Here is a 16,045-nt window from a genome sequence, read left to right as displayed (position 1 = left end):
TTTTGGACGGTGTGTTACATTGCATTTCGCTGCTATAGTGCACTGCCTCACATAAAACGCCCTGAACAGTGGTGATGTTGGAGCAGAAACAACATTAGCGTCACCCCGAGACACGGGAGTGACGCTAATGAATGGGGCGCCTTCGGCCCCCAAGAGTCAATGATGCCTTACGGCTTCATGCTCAGAGAGCTGCAACAGCCTTAGCAAGTGCGGACTTACGGTTCGCAGCTTGGTTGAGGTGAATGACGCCCTTTGAAACTGCCTTGTCAAGCTTTCGTGACGCAACTTGGAGAGCCGCGGTCGCTGCTTCTTTATCGCCAGCTTCAATTGCTTTACGTGTGTCACGTACAGCGCTCTTGAGCTCAGACTTGTAAGCCTTGTTGCGAAGGCGAGCCTTCTCGTTGGTGCGAATACGCTTAACTTGGGACTTGATGTTTGCCACTTTAGGACTTTCTTTTTGTTCGCCAGACGGCGAGCGGATAGGTCGTAGAAGGCAATTCCAGCGCCGGGACTGGGGTGGGGAACCCGTGGAGAGGCTCTGGAACGGTGTCCGCCGACCTTGACGGACACACATTTACAGATTCTATCAACGCATGACCGTGTCTGAAAGTGATGCGATGCCTTTGTTGCGTGATATCAGTGACAGAATCAGTAACCTTGAATCGTTGCGTCCTGCTGTGTAAAGGACACGGTTATCTTTGGGTTGGTATTGCCTTCACGACTTTAGTGAAGGTTTTTTTGTTCATGATTGCGCCTTCGCGTCTTACTTGGGACGGATTGACACGAATGACGCGGTCGAGGCGGACTTCAGAATCTCTGCCTTGCTTATCCCAGGGTCCTGATCCAATGTCTAACCATTCGCCGTATGACGAATGAGAACCCGTGTGGTCTTTAGACGTCAGCATGAGTCCTAAGAGCCACGTATTGTCCGAGCCAATCAGTAAGACTGGACGATCTTTTCCGCGTGTGTAGTCCTCTTCGTAGGGAACCCACGTCCAGACGATTTCCCCTGGGTCGGGATCACCATCAAGGCTGGGTGAATAATCTGGGCGAACTATGCCCATAAAGTCGCCCGGATAGGCAGGAGTGTCTGGAACAGTGCTACGTGTTTTTGCTTTGGGTCTTACCCTAGAAAAAGGGCGAGGCTTAGGCGCAGGTGCTTGTCCTGGATGTGATTGCTGAGTTTTCTTAGAAGAGCTACCCAGCGCTTTGAATGCCGCACGCGCGGCTGATTGCAGTGTCTTGCCCCATTTTGTCTTTGTCACACCGGAACTTTAGCGTGTTTATCAAAAGCGTGACGATGGGTGGTAATAGTCATACATTTTCATGACAGTAATACGCTGCGTTCATGGGACAATGTAGTGCGTGACTCCCATCCCATCGGCGGCCAACTCGGCCCGCATTCAGCCCGCGGCGACCAGCCCTGATCTTTTGCGTAACTTCTGCATCATTGCGCACATTGACCACGGTAAATCGACTCTCGCAGACCGCATGCTTCAGTTGACTGGCGTTGTGGACCCTCGTGCCATGCGCGCACAGTATCTAGACCGCATGGATATTGAACGTGAACGCGGAATCACGATTAAGTCTCAAGCAGTGCGTATGCCTTGGGAATTTGAGGGCACACCTTATGCCCTCAACATGATTGATACACCAGGGCACGTTGACTTCACATATGAAGTTTCGCGTTCTCTTGCAGCCTGTGAAGGTGCGATCCTTCTTGTTGACGCTGCTCAAGGTATCGAAGCACAAACGCTCGCAAACTTGTACTTGGCAATGGAAAATGACCTCGCGATCATTCCTGTGCTGAACAAAATCGATCTCCCTGCTGCTCAACCGGAAAAGTATGCGGAAGAGATTGGTGGGCTCGTCGGAGTCGATCCTGAAGATGTATTAAAAGTTTCAGGTAAGACGGGAGAGGGCGTTGAAGCCTTACTCGACCGTATCGTCGACGTCATCCCTTCGCCGACTGGTGACGCGGACGCCCCAGCGCGAGCAATGATTTTCGACTCCGTGTATGACACCTACCGGGGTGTTGTCACATATGTGCGTGTTGTTGACGGAAAACTCAACCCTCGTGAACGCATCCAAATGATGTCGACGAAGGCAACGCACGAGCTATTGGAGATTGGTGTTTCCGCACCCGAGGGTATCCCTACCAAAGGTTTGAGCGTTGGTGAAGTTGGATATCTGATTACCGGTGTGAAAGACGTACGCCAATCTAAAGTTGGTGACACTGTTACCAGTGCTGTGAAACCAGCGCAAGAATCACTAGGCGGATATCAAGACCCTAAGCCGATGGTGTTTTCGGGTCTTTATCCAATCGATGGTTCTGACTATCCGGTGTTGCGTGACGCGCTCGATAAACTCAAACTTAATGATGCAGCACTGGTATACGAGCCAGAAACATCTGTTGCGTTGGGCTTCGGGTTCCGTGTCGGCTATCTCGGATTGCTCCACCTAGAAATTGTTCGTGAACGTCTCGAACGCGAGTTCAACCTCGATCTGATCTCAACTGCACCGAACGTTATTTACCAGGTGCAACTCGAAGACAAAACTTGGATTGAAGTAACGAACCCATCAGAGTTCCCTAATGGGAAAGTTCTTGATGTTCAAGAACCAATCGCGAAAGCCACCATTCTTGCCCCAAGCGAATACATTGGCGCAATTATGGAACTATGCCAAGAGCGCCGCGGTGAACTTCAAGGCATGGATTACTTGTCCGCAGACCGAGTGGAAATGCGTTATATCCTGCCGCTCGCAGAAATCGTCTTCGACTTCTTCGATTCTTTGAAGTCACGAACTCGTGGTTACGCCTCTCTCGATTATGACGTGAAGGGCTCTCAGTCGGCTGATCTTGTGAAGGTCGACATTCTTTTGCAAGGTGAACGCGTAGATGCGTTTAGTGCGATCGTGCACAAAGACGCAGCATACTCGTATGGCGTGAAAATGTGCGCGAAGTTAAAAGACCTTATTCCACGTCAGCAGTTCGAGGTGCCAATCCAAGCTGCGATTGGTACTCGAGTTATTGCTCGTGAAACTATTCGTGCGATCCGAAAAGATGTTTTGGCGAAGTGCTATGGCGGTGACATTTCCCGTAAGCGCAAACTTCTTGAGAAACAAAAAGAAGGTAAAAAGCGCATGAAAACAATCGGTACGGTTGAGGTGCCAAAGGAAGCGTTTATTACCGCTCTGACTTCTGAACAGGGCGATTCACGTAAAAAATAGGTACGTATAGTTAAACGAGAAAGACATCATGACACCTGCACTTCCACATGGTGAAGAGCTCCTCTTGATGGGAGCCTGCCCACTTGGGTGAGTGAAGGCGCTCAGGACCGTAACTTCAGTGTTTACGTACACGTCCCGTTTTGTTCGGTGCGCTGTGGGTATTGCGATTTCAATACATACACAGCAACCGAACTGGGTGGTGGCGCAAGTCAACACAATTATGCGGCTACAGCGTTACATGAAATTGGGTTTGCGCGCTCGGTGATGGAGCGTGCTGAGCTTCCGTCTCGTCCGGTAAGCACAGTATTTTTTGGTGGGGGAACGCCCACCATGCTGAAAGCAGACGATCTGGTTTCTATTCTTACGGGAATAAAAGATGCGTGGGGATTAAAACCTGGCGCTGAAGTCACCACTGAAGCAAACCCTGATTCTGTTACCCCGCAGTATCTTGAAACGCTTGCACAAGCAGGTTTTACTCGGGTTAGTTTTGGCATGCAGTCTGCTGTACCGCATGTGTTGGCAACTCTTGAACGCACACATGATCCGCGGCGTATCCCTGATGTTGTGCAGTGGGCGAAAGCCGCAGGGTTAGAAGTGTCGCTCGACCTCATCTATGGGACTCCCGGTGAGAGCCTTGAAGATTGGAAAACGAGCGTCGACTCTGTGCTTTCGTTACCTGTCGATCATGTTTCTGCATATGCGCTTGTTGTTGAGCCAGGCACCAAAATGGCTGCACAAGTTAAACGCGGTGAATTGGAACTGCCAAACGAAGACGACCAAGCAGCAAAATATGAATATGCGGATCAGAAGCTGACTGAGTGTGGCTTTGAATGGTATGAGGTCTCTAACTGGGCGAAACGAGTGGACGGCACATTAAAAGCGTGCGTGCACAATCTTTCGTATTGGCGTTCGGACGACTGGTGGGGGATAGGGCCTGGAGCGCATTCATATATGGGCGCTGGCGAAAAAACCGCAGCGAAGGACGGTTTTTCAGGTGTGCGCTGGTGGAACGTAAAGCATCCAATAAGATATGCAGCTCTGCTAGAAAAAGGTCATTCACCAGCCGCAGGGCGGGAGCGGTTAACGCCTGAGGAATCTCATGTGGAGCGAATAATGCTAGGTATTCGACTTGCTGAAGGTCTACCTGTTAATGTCCTCTCGGAAGCTGCAAGAGTGCGTGTTGCTCAACATATTGCGCATGGCTTGATTGAGCCTCGGCCTGCTTTGGAGGGACTGCTGAAATTGACTCGTAAAGGACGCTTACTCGCCGATACCGTAATCCGCGACATCACTGATTAATGGCTTTTTCTGTATTTTCTTTGCGTGAACACACTGCTGCGACTAAACAACTGAATCAGTCGGCAGCCCACAATAGTCGCATGCGTGCACCACGGTTGTGGGGGCTTGATAGCTTACGTGCCCTCGCCGTCATATTTGTTATCGTCTACCATTTTTTCCCTTCGTTTTTTCCAGGCGGGTACATAGGCGTAGACGTTTTCTTTGTACTTTCAGGCTTCCTCATTACTTCGTTGCTTTTGCAAGAGTGGCTGGCACAGGGAAGAATTTCACTGCGTCAGTTTTGGATGCGACGAGCACGACGTATCTTGCCCGCTTTGACCTTGGTCGTTGCAGTGATGACAGCTTGTGCAGGTTTTATTGGTGGAGATATTACCGCTGGGTTGCGTGCGCAACTTTTCGGTGCGCTTACTTTTTCATCTAACTGGGTCAGTATTTTTACCGGGTCAGGGTATGAAGCGCAGTTAACACCAGCGCTGTTCACTAATCTGTGGTCTTTGGCTGTTGAAGAACAGTTTTATGTGTTGTGGCCACTAGTTGTGATTATCTTTTTGAGCTTCACGAGAGCTTTTAGTCACCGCAGAGCACGCGCTGTTGGCGCTGCAGTATCCGTTATCATCGCTATTTTTTCGTTGTGGCTTATGGCCGTGAAATATGTGCCAGATACAGACCCTTCACGTGTGTATTTAGGTACTGACACGCACATGTTTGGTCTTATGGTGGGCGCAATTCTTGCGTTCATTATGATGCCGAGTGCAGATTTTCGTTGGCCGCACAGGTTTCCCTTCTTATCGCGTTTTGTGTCTGAACAGCGCGGAAAGATGGTGCACCTGATCCTATCTGTGATTGCGTTGAGCGCTTTGGTGTGGGCTGGCTTGGCTATGCACTTTCATAGTGCGGTTCCGTATCGGGGTGGTCTTGTCGCCGTTAGCGTTGCGACTGCTGCTTTGGTCGCTGCAATGATATGTAACCAAGATGTTGCTCGTCGTATGGAAAAGCGAGTAGTGCGTTGGGTGGGTCAACGATCGTATGGCTTGTATTTGTGGCATTGGCCTGTACTTGTGGTCGTAACGTACGTCATGCAAAGCCGTAACGCAGGATCAAATGTTTCATTCGGAGTTTTTTTAGTTGCAGTAGCAAGCACTGTTGCATTGTCTGCTATGTCTTACCGGTATGTTGAGCAGCCGATAATGCGGTACGGGTTTCGCACTTTTTTCGTAGGGAAATATAGGGGTGTCGTACGCTACTGGCAACAGTGCCAAGACGCCATAAAAACACGTGATAAAAAGGCTTTGCGGCGTCCCGCCGGATCGTTAGTGCTTCTTTTTTCGTTACTTCTTACGGTCTTTATCGGTGATGTGCGTGCTTTTGCGATAGCGACGGAAACGACAACAATTGCTGCCAGTATTGAGCAAGGTGCTGCACTTTTAGAACAGGAAAACCACACTACTGTTCCTTTTGAAGACGACGACTCAACAGAATCTTCTGCTCCGCAAGAATCGCCGACGCTCCAACCAGAACCTACCCCTACTCAAACGGCTAAACCGCAGCTTCCGTCGAGCAAAAAGATAACGATCATCGGTGATTCAGTAACGTTATCGGCAGTACCACAACTGCGCGATAAGCTACCTAAAGCAGCAATTGATGCGGAAGTTTCTCGTCCGCTAAGCGATGCGCCAAAGATTATGAAGAAGCTTGATAAGAAGGGAAAGCTGCGTCCCTTTGTCGTTATTTCGTTGGCAACAAATTCCACCGCAAAACAGTATGAAATTGATGCAATTCTGAAAGCAGCAGGCGACAGAAAAGTAGTTTTTGTTACCGGATACGGTGATCGTAGTTGGATTAAACCAACGAATAAGCTTCTAAAAAACACGGCACAGAAACATGACAATGTTGTTCTTGCCGATTGGGCCAAAACCGCCAAGCAACATCCTGAGGAATTTTCGCGTGACGGTATTCACCCGACACCTGACGGGGCAAAACGGTATACCCGGCTGATTACGGACACGCTCGCACAGATAAATACGCAATAGACGATTTTGGCTGTGCTCTTTATCGTGTCTTTTGCTAAGTTTTGTGTGAAGCACCTGTCACAGTTCGGTGGCAGGCCGACAACTGGACGGAGTTTCTACGATGAGTGGCAACAACAACCCGTATGAGCCTCAACAACCAGGTGAAGACAGCCCTGAGCAGCATAATCCATACAATAACGGTGCGTCGCATAATAATTATCCTCACAATGGTGGACCCGGCGCGCAGCCACCTCAGATGCCTCCTTATCAGAATGGGCCTTATACCCCTTCTCAACCTCCAGCAACCGCAACAGGTGCTTTTGGGTATGGCTGGAAAAAGTTTGGACAACACGCTGGCCCGTTGCTCGGTGCCACCGTCGTGGTGGGACTTATTCTGGGAGCGTTTTCGAACATCGTTTTTATGCTCGTCGGCGGAGGCTACTCCGTAGATGGGGCGTCGCCTCTTGTAACAGCGTTAACGTCATTTGCAGGTTATATAGTCGGTTCAGCCTATATTCGTGGCATATTAGCGATTCTCAACGGCGACGAAGTCAAATTCTCTGGATTTTTCACGTTTTCGAATATCGGAAATGTGGCTATTCTTGCGTTGATTCTTTCGGCAGTTAGCTTTTGTTTTGGGATTCATCCCAATATTAGGGCAGCTAGTTGCTCTTGTTGTTTTGGTGCTTACCGCATTTGCCTTGTGGTTTGTTGTTGCAGACAACCTTGCCGCTGTTGATGCGATTAAGGCGTCATTCGATCTGGTAACCAAAAACCTAGGTTTTGTGATCGTCTTGACTTTGCTTTCGATCCTACTGTTTATTGCAGGCGCGTTAGCGTTCATCGTAGGTGTGTTTATTGCTATTCCTATTATAGTAATAGCTCAAGGGTTTGCCTTTAATTCTTTGCAAGGCAGGCTCGTCGCACCATAAGCGAAGCAAAACGTTGCGCAGGGCGAGGAACACGCGTGTTCCTCGCCCTGCATGTTTTTGGCAGCAGAAACTCTTACGCGGTAATGAAATCGATGAGTTCTTCAACTCGTCCAATTAAAGTCGGTTCCAAATCTGCATAGCCTCGCACTGAACCTAGGATTCGTTTCCACCCCTGAGCGATGTCAGTTTGGGACTCATGCGGCCAGCCTAAATGAGCGAGGATTCCTTCTTTCCATTCGACGCTGCGGTCGATCGTAGGCCACTGGTCAAGGCCAATACGGTGAGGTTTTACAGCCTGCCATACGTCCACGTAGGGATGCCCGAGAACTAAAACGTTGTCGCTGCCGAACTTTTGGGTTATCTGTTGAGCGATTCGGTACTCTTTTGAACCTGCGACAAGGTGATCGACAAGTATGGCTGCTTTTCTGTCCGGTTGAGGATCGAACTCGTGGAGTGCCTGTTCTAGATTGTCGATACCGTCAAGTAATTCGACGACGATGCCCTCATATCGGAGGTCGTCTCCCCACACTTTTTCGATGAGTTCAGCGTCGTGTCGTCCTTCGACCCAAATCCTAGATCCTAAAGCGACACGTGCAGGGTGAGTTGGGGCGGAGACTGAACCAGATGCAGTGCGCTGCGGTGCTCGTGCAGCTGCTGCGACTGGTGCGGTGAGGTTAACTGCTTTTCCGTCGACCCAAAAGCCTGGCCCTAAGCGAAAAGATCGGAGTTTTCCGTGTCGATCTTCAAGCACAACTATGTGCAGGCCACCCGATTTTTCTACCCGAGTGACTGCGCCGACAAACCCTGTGGTTACTTCTTCAACGACCAGTCCACGTTCTGCTGGTTGATCGGGTGTGGGTGCAGGCCTGTGGGAGCGCGAAGTGGTGCTGCTTAATATGTCGTGTCCGTATCGATCAAAACTCACGTGGGCAGATTAACGCATTTGGTGTGAAGTCCTGGCCTGCAACGCTGTGGGTTGCGTGAATCACGTTGGCATGGTGAGTAATGAGAGTAATATTGGCACTCTGATGGTTTGAGTGCCAGAGTAGTTGTCTGGTTGTCTATACGAATCTGAACATGTAGCGGGAGGAATCAATGCACGCGGATCAGCGTCGTCTTGAAGTTCTTCGAGCCATTGTTGAGGATTACGTGTCGACCCGTGAACCTGTAGGTTCTAAAATGATCGCTACGCGTCGTGGGCTGGGGGTTTCTTCAGCGACGATCCGCAACGACATGGCTGCCCTTGAAGAAGCAGGGCTTATTGCTCAACCCCATACTTCGGCAGGACGAGTACCCACAGACCTTGGATATCGGGTGTTCGTTGACCGGCTTTCAGAAGTTAAGCCGCTGTCGAGTGCGGAACGTACAGCGATACGTTTGTTCTTAGACCGTGCCGTAGACCTCGATGACGTTGTGCATCGTGCTGGCCGGCTGCTTGCGCAAATTACTGGCCAGGTTGCAGTGGTGCAGTATCCGTCGATGAGCCGATCGACAGTGCGCCATCTTGAACTGGTTCAACTTCATGCCACCCGTTTATTGGTCGTCGTCATTACGGATACGGGGCGCGTTGAACAACGCAACGTTGAAGTCGTGGGTAATGAAATTGGCATCGAAGCAATTAATGTGATGCGACAAGAATTAAATGAAGCTGTCGTTGGTTTACGTGAACCTGAGGTTTCTACGGAACTAGCCGCTTTAATTAGTCGTTACCCTGAAAGTACGCGTGCGTTGATGTCCCGTATCGCAGATACGGTCATTGCGGTGTTAGCACACGAGAACGATGATCGGATTGTTCTTGCTGGAACAGCTAACTTGACGCGTACTGGTAGTGGTGTGACGAACATTAGGCCTGTTTTAGAGGCGCTTGAGGAACAAGTTGTGTTGCTGAAGTTGTTATCTGAAATGGCAGATGATTCTGCTGGTGTTTCTGTCCGCATTGGGCATGAAACACAGTTTGCTGGTTTGCTGGAGACTTCGGTGGTGTCTACACCTTACGGGGGAACAGGGGAGCCTTTGGGGGCGGTCGGGGCGATCGGCCCAACAGGAATGGATTACTCGGGAACGATTGCGTCTGTGCGTGCTGTGGCACGATATTTGACGCGAATTCTTAGTAGTTAATTCTTTGAAGAGATAGATATTCTGATCAGTTGAGCGAATGAAAATTCGCGGGTGAGACGTACAGAGAGATTTTTGTGAACGACTATTACGCCACGCTAGGTGTTGAACGAAACGCAACACAGGACGAGATCAAGAAGGCTTATCGTAAGCTTGCCCGAAAACTCCACCCTGATGTTGCCGGCCCTGACGCTGAAGACGAATTTAAAGAAGTGCAGCGCGCCTACGATGTGCTTTCTAGCCCAGATAAACGTCAACAGTATGACTTAGGTTCAGACCCTACTGCTCCTGGCGGTGGTATGGGTGGCGGCTTCGGCTTCCAAGATATTTTCGAAACATTCTTTGGTGGCGGTCAACAACAGCGAGGACCCATTCCGAGGGCTCGTCGAGGTCAAGATTCGCTGCTGCGTGTTGACATTGAACTGTCCGATGCGGCTTTTGGCGTTACAAAAAGTATCGATGTTGATACGGCAGTTGTGTGCGGTACGTGTTCTGGTTCATGCTGTGCGTCAGGCTCTAGCCCTGTCACGTGTGGGGTGTGCCATGGAACAGGAACCATGCAGCGTGTAGCACGTTCCTTCTTAGGCCAAGTCATGACGACGTCGCCGTGTTCTGCATGCCAAGGTTTTGGTACCACTATTCCTAACCCGTGCGCTGAATGCTCTGGGGAAGGCCGGGTACGCTCACGTCGCACAATCAAAGTGGAGATTCCAGCGGGTGTCGAAACGGGCGTTCGCATTAAGATGACCGGTCAAGGTGAGGTTGGGCCTGCTGGTGGTCCAGCCGGTGACCTGTACTTTGAGATCCGCGAGAAGAAGCACCCGATTTTTGCTCGTCTTGGTGATGACATTTCGTGCACCATTGAGGTTCCGATGACAGCTGCTGCTTTGGGCACCGTTTTGGAACTGGAAACCTTAGACGGCATGCGAGAAATTGATTTGGCACCCGGTACTCAGCCTGGCCAGATTATTACTCTTCGCGATCTTGGCGTCGCACATCTGCATGGTTCAGGTCGAGGTGACTTGAACATCACTATCGAGGTGACCATTCCAACTCATCTTGACGACGAACAAACGGAGTTACTACGCAGCCTTGCGACGTTGCGTGGTGAAGAACGTCCAGCTGGTCGTGTCTCTGGCAACCATTCGGGAGTGTTCTCCCGCCTTAAAGAGAAACTAAGTGGTCGATAGTAGTGAGTGCACCGGTTTTTCTTGCTGAGTCACAAGACCTTTCACACTATGTTGCGGGGCAGTTCTTTGAACTTGATGGGGAAGAAGGACGCCACGCTGGTGTTGTGCAGCGCCGTCAAGTAGGAGAGGCTCTCGACGTTGTTGACGGGGCTGGACATCGTTTGCGATGCGTTATCTCAAGCGTCAACCAGTCACATCTGGTGCTTGAAATACGTGAATCAGTTCAAGAAGCACACGACCCCTATGAGTTTGTGCTGGTGCAGGCGCTAGCAAAAGGTGACCGCGACGAACTTGCTATTGAAGCGGCAACGGAAGTCGGTGTGGACGGTGTGGTGCCGTGGCAGGCAGACCGTTCCATCGTGATTTGGCGGGGCGCGCGTGCAGCAAAATCGCTTGCGCGTTGGGCTGCAACCGTGCGTTCCGCTACAAAGCAGGCTCGTCGGGCACGTATTCCTTTCGTTGAGCAGCCGCAAGATTCAAAGCGGCTCGCTCAATGGACCCGTGAAGTGGTGCAGCAGGGCGGCGTTGTGATTGTACTGCATGAAGAAGCAACTACTGCGGTCGGTAAAATTGAGCTTTCCTGCGCCACCTTCGAGCGATGCTGTTGTGCGTGTTGCTTTGATTGTGGGCCCAGAAGGCGGAATGACTGAACGCGAAGTTGATTCTTTTGTTGACGCAGGCGCACAACTAGCACGGCTTGGCCCTCATGTACTACGTACTTCAACAGCAGGTCCTGTCGCGCTGTCAGTCTTATCGCATGTCACAGGCCGTTGGGTGTAATCACAAGACACAACCGTTGAACAAGCACGCATAGCGTTACTGCGACTAGTGTGAAGAATATGACGAACACTTCTCAGCCTAAGAGCCAAGACGTAACAGCATGCATTTTTTGCCGTGTTGTTTCTGGTGAACTCGAATCACAGATCATCGAAGAAACAGCCAACGTTGTCGCTTTCCGTGACATCAACCCGCAAGCACCATTGCACGCTTTGGTGGTTCCAAAGAAGCACTATGGTGATGTTGCACAGGTCGCTACAGCAGATCCGGCTTTGCTTGCTGAAATGGTGAAGTTAGCGGACGCTGTCGCTGCAGAATACGCCGATGGTCAATTCCGGTTCATTTTTAATTCTGGACCGAACGCTGGCCAAAGCGTTTTCCACGTGCACGGGCACGTTATTGGTGGCGCAAAACTAGGCTGGACTCCAGCCTAAACAAGCTAGGGGCAAGGCACACGTAGGTGTGCCTTGCCTGATGCCGTTCTTAGCGTGAAACTACATATGCCGACATCCGTCGATGAGCAGCCATACATAAAAGCAGGAAAACGAATTTATACAGCCGGTACAGTAATGAGCGCACACGTCGCATGACAGAAGTAAACTTGCTTCAGTACAGCGGTATTCAGACGGCAAGGAGTTCGGTTCACTTATATGGCATCTTATGACTCGCTCAATGCGCCTACACACGTAAACGTTGAGCATCGGATCGTGGTGCCACCTCAGGTGTCAATGTCGATGCTTTTAGGTCCGGCCGACTCCGTACTCAAATCTATTGAGCAAGGGTTTCCTACAGTTGACTTCCACGCACGAGGAAACACAATCACGTTGCGTGGCCCATCAGGTGATGTTGCTTTGGCTTCTCGCCTGTTAGATGAACTCGTAGAAGTTGTTGAGGCTGGAACACCGCTTACTCCCGACGTGGTTACACATTCCGTCCGGATGCTCTCGACCGCAACAGTTACGCGTCCTGCCGAAATATTAACGTTCAATATTTTGACCAATAAGGGGCGATCGATTCGTCCCAAAACCCTTGGTCAAAAAAATTATGTTGATGCTATCGAAACGCATTCCATTACGTTTGGCGTAGGCCCAGCAGGAACCGGAAAAACATATTTAGCTGTTGCTAAGGCGGTGCAAGCGCTCCAAGCTAAGCAAGTGAGCCGTATCGTTTTGACTCGTCCTGCCGTAGAAGCAGGGGAACGGTTAGGGTTTTTGCCTGGTTCCTTAAACGACAAGATCGACCCGTACTTGCGTCCTTTGGTTGATTCCTTGCGGGACATGATTGATCCAGAAGCGATTCCACGGCTGATGGAATCAGGAACTATTGAGGTCGCGCCATTGGCTTACATGCGTGGACGTACGCTTAACGACGCTTTTATCATCTTGGATGAAGCACAAAACACATCTAAGGAACAGATGAAAATGTTCCTTACCCGCCTTGGGCAAAACTCGAAGATGGTAATCACGGGTGATAACACCCAAGTCGATTTACCGAGCGGAACCGTTTCAGGGTTGCGAATCATCGAAGATGTGTTGACTGGGGTAGACGACATCGAGTTTTGCCATTTGAGCGCGTCCGATGTTGTGAGAAACTCGTTAGTCTCCGACATTATTGATGCATACGCGCGATGGGATGTCTCTTCCCAAGAAGGGCAGAGCCCGCGGAGGTCTTCTCGTCCAACACATCGGCCGAGCACATTTGAGAAAGGCATAAACCAGTGAGCATTGAGGTCAATAACGAATCGGATTATGCAGTACCAGAAACTGAGTTTGTCGAGTTAGCGCGGTTCGTTTTTGATGCTATGCACATTCACCCGCTTACCGAACTGTCCGTGTTGTTCGTCGACACTGACACGATGAGCGACCTGCACGTGCAGTGGATGGACTTAGAAGGCCCAACGGATGTGATGTCTTTCCCCATGGATGAGCTTCGTCCAGGTACGGAAAACTCTGTGACCCCCGCAGGTTTGCTTGGTGACATCGTGTTATGTCCAACTGTTGCTATTGAGCAAGCACAAGCTGCAGGCCACTCAACTGTTGAGGAACTTCTGCTGCTAACCGTGCACGGCATCTTGCACTTACTTGGTTATGACCATGCGGAACCGGAAGAAGAAAAAGAGATGTTTGCGTTGCAACGTCATCTTTTGTTGACGTTCCTTGCTTCACGATCCTCATGAATCTTTTAAATGATGCCCCGATAGCTGTTCTGATCGTTATTGCTGTGTTGGGGATTTCCTTTGCAGCAGTGTTATCTGCCGGTGAGGCAGCTGTGCTGCGGGTTACCCGCGGGGCGGTTATAGAGCTGGCTGAACGGCATCCACACGCTGCTTCACGTGTTCAGTTTTTAGCAGAGCAGGCAGCCCAAACGGCGGCTTCTGCAGCGTTTGTGCGTGTTGTGGCGGAAATGATTGCAACCGCATGTATCACTGTCTCTATCGCATCAATTTTTGATGAGTGGTGGCTGGTTGTCATCATCGCAACTGTTGTTAGTGCGCTTGTTTCTTTGGTGTTGGTGCGGGTATCCCCACGGACTTTTGGACGACACCATCCGGCCCGTGTTCTTGGCGCTACCTCGTCACTGTTGTGGCTTGTGGTGAAGTCAACGGGCTGGGTCAGCAAAATGACCAGTGGCGCGCGTGCTACTCAAGAAGCCGACGACGAAACTGAACTGCGTGAACTCGTCGACCGCGTTGACGAATCTGACGCTATTGAAGACGATGAGCGCCTCATGCTGCGTTCCGTGTTCGAACTGCACGACACAACATTGCGTGAAGTCATGGTGCCCCGTACTGACATGGTGACGATTGAAGCCGTTGTTCCGTTACGGAAAGCCCAAAACTTATTTATTCGTTCTGGGTTTTCCCGCGTTCCTGTGGTGGGGGAATCGAGCGACGAAGTATTAGGTGTGCTGTTCTTTAAGGATGCGGCACGAGTGTTGCTGAACTCTTCAGACCCCGACTCAAAGACCGCAGGCGATGTTATGCGGTCCGTACAGTTTTATCCAGAATCAAAAGCTGTCGATCAGCTGCTTCGTGAAATGCAAGCAAACGCTGAACATATTGCTATGGCGATTGACGAGTATGGTGGCGTTGCAGGTTTGGTCACCATTGAAGACATCCTCGAAGAGATCGTGGGAGACCTCACTGACGAGCACGATACGGCCTCGCCAACCGTTGAAGATTTAGGCGACAACACTTTTAGCGTTCCTGCGCGATTGTCGTTAGACGATCTTGGGGAACTTTTTAACAAGAACATTGACGATCCAGACGTCGATACTGTCGCTGGGTTGTTAGCTAAAACGTTAGGGAAAATCCCGATTGCTGGTTCGCAAGTAACTGTTCACGGTGTGCGGATCACGGCTGACGAATTTGCTGGCCGACGCAAGCAACTCTCTGCAGTCCGCGTCACATTGTTGAACGCCTCAGAAATAACCAATAAGGAACTGGGCGATGATGTGACAACTTCGGTTGAAGAACATAGTTTGAATGAACCATCGCACGATGAGGATACCGACCTCGAGGAGAAGAAAAATGACTAAGGCTAAACCACAGACTGATGCACATAGGTCTGGATTTGCCTGCCTTGTGGGACGACCAAATGCGGGTAAATCCACACTTACTAATGCTTTGGTGGGGCAGAAAGTCGCTATCGCGTCGAGTAAACCGCAAACTACGAGACACACGATTCGCGGAATTGTGAACACCCCTGATGCGCAGCTTATTCTTGTGGACACCCCAGGATTGCACCGTCCTAGAACACTTTTGGGGGAGCGGCTCAATGATCTGGTGAAGTCCACCCTTAGCGAAGTCGATGTGGTTGCTTTCTGCTTGCCAGCAGATCAAAAAATTGGTCCCGGTGACCGTTACATTGCTGCCGAGTTAGAAAAAATTAACGAAAAACGTGTGAAGACTCCTATCGTTGCGGTCGTCACGAAATCCGACCTTGTTTCTCGTGACCGGATGACAGAGCACCTCCTTGATGTACAGGCGCTCAGCGAATTCGCTGACATTATTCCGGTGTCAGCTCAAGATGGTTTTCAAGTTGAAGCTTTACGGAAAGTACTTGTTTCGCACCTTCCCGAAGGCGGAGATTTTTACCTCGACGGCGAAATGACAGACGAACCAGAAAGCGTGATGATCGCGGAACTGATTCGTGAAGCAGCGCTTGAAGGCGTGCGCGACGAACTTCCGCACTCCCTTGCCGTTGTGGTTGACGAAATTGTCGAACGTGACACAAAGAAGAACGGTATGCCACTGGTAGACGTGCGGGTTTCTCTTTACGTTGAGCGAGAGTCCCAAAAAGCGATTGTTATTGGTAAAGGCGGGTCACGTTTACGCCATGTGGGTACTCAAGCCCGTTCTGGTATCGAGGCATTACTCGGTGCACGTGTGTATCTTGATGTACGAGTAAAAGTTGCTAAAGATTGGCAACGTGACCCCAAACTGCTACAACGACTCGGATTCTAAAAAGAATTCATGCCGTGGTGGTCGTTTGAT

At 50.4% G+C, this 16,045-nt stretch carries 16 protein-coding genes; 13 read left to right on the top strand and 3 right to left on the bottom strand.

Annotation, left to right across the window (positions count from 1 at the left end):
• Positions 1-181: 181 nt before the first annotated feature.
• Positions 182-442: a 30S ribosomal protein S20 gene (gene rpsT, locus ACR9EC_RS04710; protein ID WP_435300345.1), complete on the bottom strand. Its 261-nt coding sequence runs from the start codon at positions 440-442 to the stop codon at positions 182-184.
• Between the two features lie 250 nt (positions 443-692).
• Positions 693-1,265 (bottom strand): type II toxin-antitoxin system PemK/MazF family toxin, encoded by a 573-nt coding sequence (locus ACR9EC_RS04705; protein ID WP_435300344.1) that lies wholly within the window; start codon positions 1,263-1,265, stop codon positions 693-695.
• Between the two features lie 100 nt (positions 1,266-1,365).
• On the opposite strand from ACR9EC_RS04705, the gene lepA reads away from it, so the two are divergent.
• The 4 genes from lepA (at position 1,366) to ACR9EC_RS04685 (ending at position 7,468) form a co-directional block, all read left to right on the top strand.
• Entirely contained in the window at positions 1,366-3,228 is a 1,863-nt protein-coding gene (lepA, locus tag ACR9EC_RS04700) for a translation elongation factor 4 (protein WP_435300343.1), read from the top strand.
• Positions 3,229-3,315: 87 nt separating this feature from the next.
• Positions 3,316-4,527, top strand: coding sequence for a radical SAM family heme chaperone HemW (hemW, locus tag ACR9EC_RS04695; RefSeq protein WP_435300342.1), 1,212 nt, complete (start codon positions 3,316-3,318; stop codon positions 4,525-4,527).
• An 80-nt stretch (positions 4,528-4,607) separates the two neighbouring features.
• A complete protein-coding gene (locus ACR9EC_RS04690; protein WP_435300341.1) occupies positions 4,608-6,557 on the top strand; it encodes an acyltransferase family protein in 1,950 nt (649 codons plus the stop codon).
• A gap of 614 nt (positions 6,558-7,171) precedes the next feature.
• Positions 7,172-7,468 (top strand): hypothetical protein, encoded by a 297-nt coding sequence (locus tag ACR9EC_RS04685; protein WP_435300340.1) that lies wholly within the window; start codon positions 7,172-7,174, stop codon positions 7,466-7,468.
• 73 nt (positions 7,469-7,541) lie between these two features.
• Here ACR9EC_RS04685 and ACR9EC_RS04680 read toward each other — a convergent pair whose 3' ends face one another.
• Positions 7,542-8,393 carry a DUF3097 domain-containing protein gene (locus ACR9EC_RS04680; RefSeq protein WP_435300339.1) on the bottom strand — a complete coding sequence of 284 codons (852 nt, stop codon included), beginning with the start codon at positions 8,391-8,393 and terminating at the stop codon, positions 7,542-7,544.
• A 170-nt stretch (positions 8,394-8,563) separates the two neighbouring features.
• Here ACR9EC_RS04680 and hrcA point away from each other — a divergent pair, with 170 nt between their 5' ends.
• From hrcA to era, 9 genes are all read left to right on the top strand, one after another.
• Positions 8,564-9,586 carry a heat-inducible transcriptional repressor HrcA gene (hrcA, locus tag ACR9EC_RS04675; protein ID WP_435300338.1) on the top strand — a complete coding sequence of 341 codons (1,023 nt, stop codon included), beginning with the start codon at positions 8,564-8,566 and terminating at the stop codon, positions 9,584-9,586.
• Between the two features lie 74 nt (positions 9,587-9,660).
• Positions 9,661-10,773: a molecular chaperone DnaJ gene (dnaJ, locus tag ACR9EC_RS04670; RefSeq protein ID WP_435300337.1), complete on the top strand. Its 1,113-nt coding sequence runs from the start codon at positions 9,661-9,663 to the stop codon at positions 10,771-10,773.
• Between the two features lie 2 nt (positions 10,774-10,775).
• Positions 10,776-11,423 (top strand): RsmE family RNA methyltransferase, encoded by a 648-nt coding sequence (locus ACR9EC_RS04665; RefSeq protein WP_435300336.1) that lies wholly within the window; start codon positions 10,776-10,778, stop codon positions 11,421-11,423.
• Positions 11,416-11,553, top strand: a complete 138-nt coding sequence (locus ACR9EC_RS04660; protein ID WP_435300335.1) for a 16S rRNA (uracil(1498)-N(3))-methyltransferase — start codon at positions 11,416-11,418, stop codon at positions 11,551-11,553. Before ACR9EC_RS04665 ends, ACR9EC_RS04660 begins: the two co-directional genes overlap by 8 nt.
• 59 nt (positions 11,554-11,612) lie before the next feature.
• Positions 11,613-11,984: an HIT domain-containing protein gene (locus ACR9EC_RS04655; RefSeq protein WP_435300334.1), complete on the top strand. Its 372-nt coding sequence runs from the start codon at positions 11,613-11,615 to the stop codon at positions 11,982-11,984.
• Between the two features lie 216 nt (positions 11,985-12,200).
• Positions 12,201-13,271 (top strand): PhoH family protein, encoded by a 1,071-nt coding sequence (locus ACR9EC_RS04650; protein ID WP_435300333.1) that lies wholly within the window; start codon positions 12,201-12,203, stop codon positions 13,269-13,271.
• On the top strand, positions 13,268-13,726 hold the full coding sequence (gene ybeY / locus ACR9EC_RS04645; RefSeq protein ID WP_435300332.1) for an rRNA maturation RNase YbeY: 459 nt from the start codon (positions 13,268-13,270) through the stop codon (positions 13,724-13,726). Before ACR9EC_RS04650 ends, ybeY begins: the two co-directional genes overlap by 4 nt.
• Positions 13,723-15,087, top strand: coding sequence for a hemolysin family protein (locus ACR9EC_RS04640; RefSeq protein WP_435300331.1), 1,365 nt, complete (start codon positions 13,723-13,725; stop codon positions 15,085-15,087). Before ybeY ends, ACR9EC_RS04640 begins: the two co-directional genes overlap by 4 nt.
• Positions 15,080-16,015, top strand: coding sequence for a GTPase Era (era, locus tag ACR9EC_RS04635; protein ID WP_435300330.1), 936 nt, complete (start codon positions 15,080-15,082; stop codon positions 16,013-16,015). Before ACR9EC_RS04640 ends, era begins: the two co-directional genes overlap by 8 nt.
• Positions 16,016-16,045: the final 30 nt, after the last annotated feature.

The sequence above is a fragment of the Timonella sp. A28 genome, assembly GCF_051200815.1.
GTDB lineage: Bacteria > Actinomycetota > Actinomycetes > Actinomycetales > Cellulomonadaceae > Timonella.
This window is presented reverse-complemented; position numbering and strand designations above follow the sequence as displayed.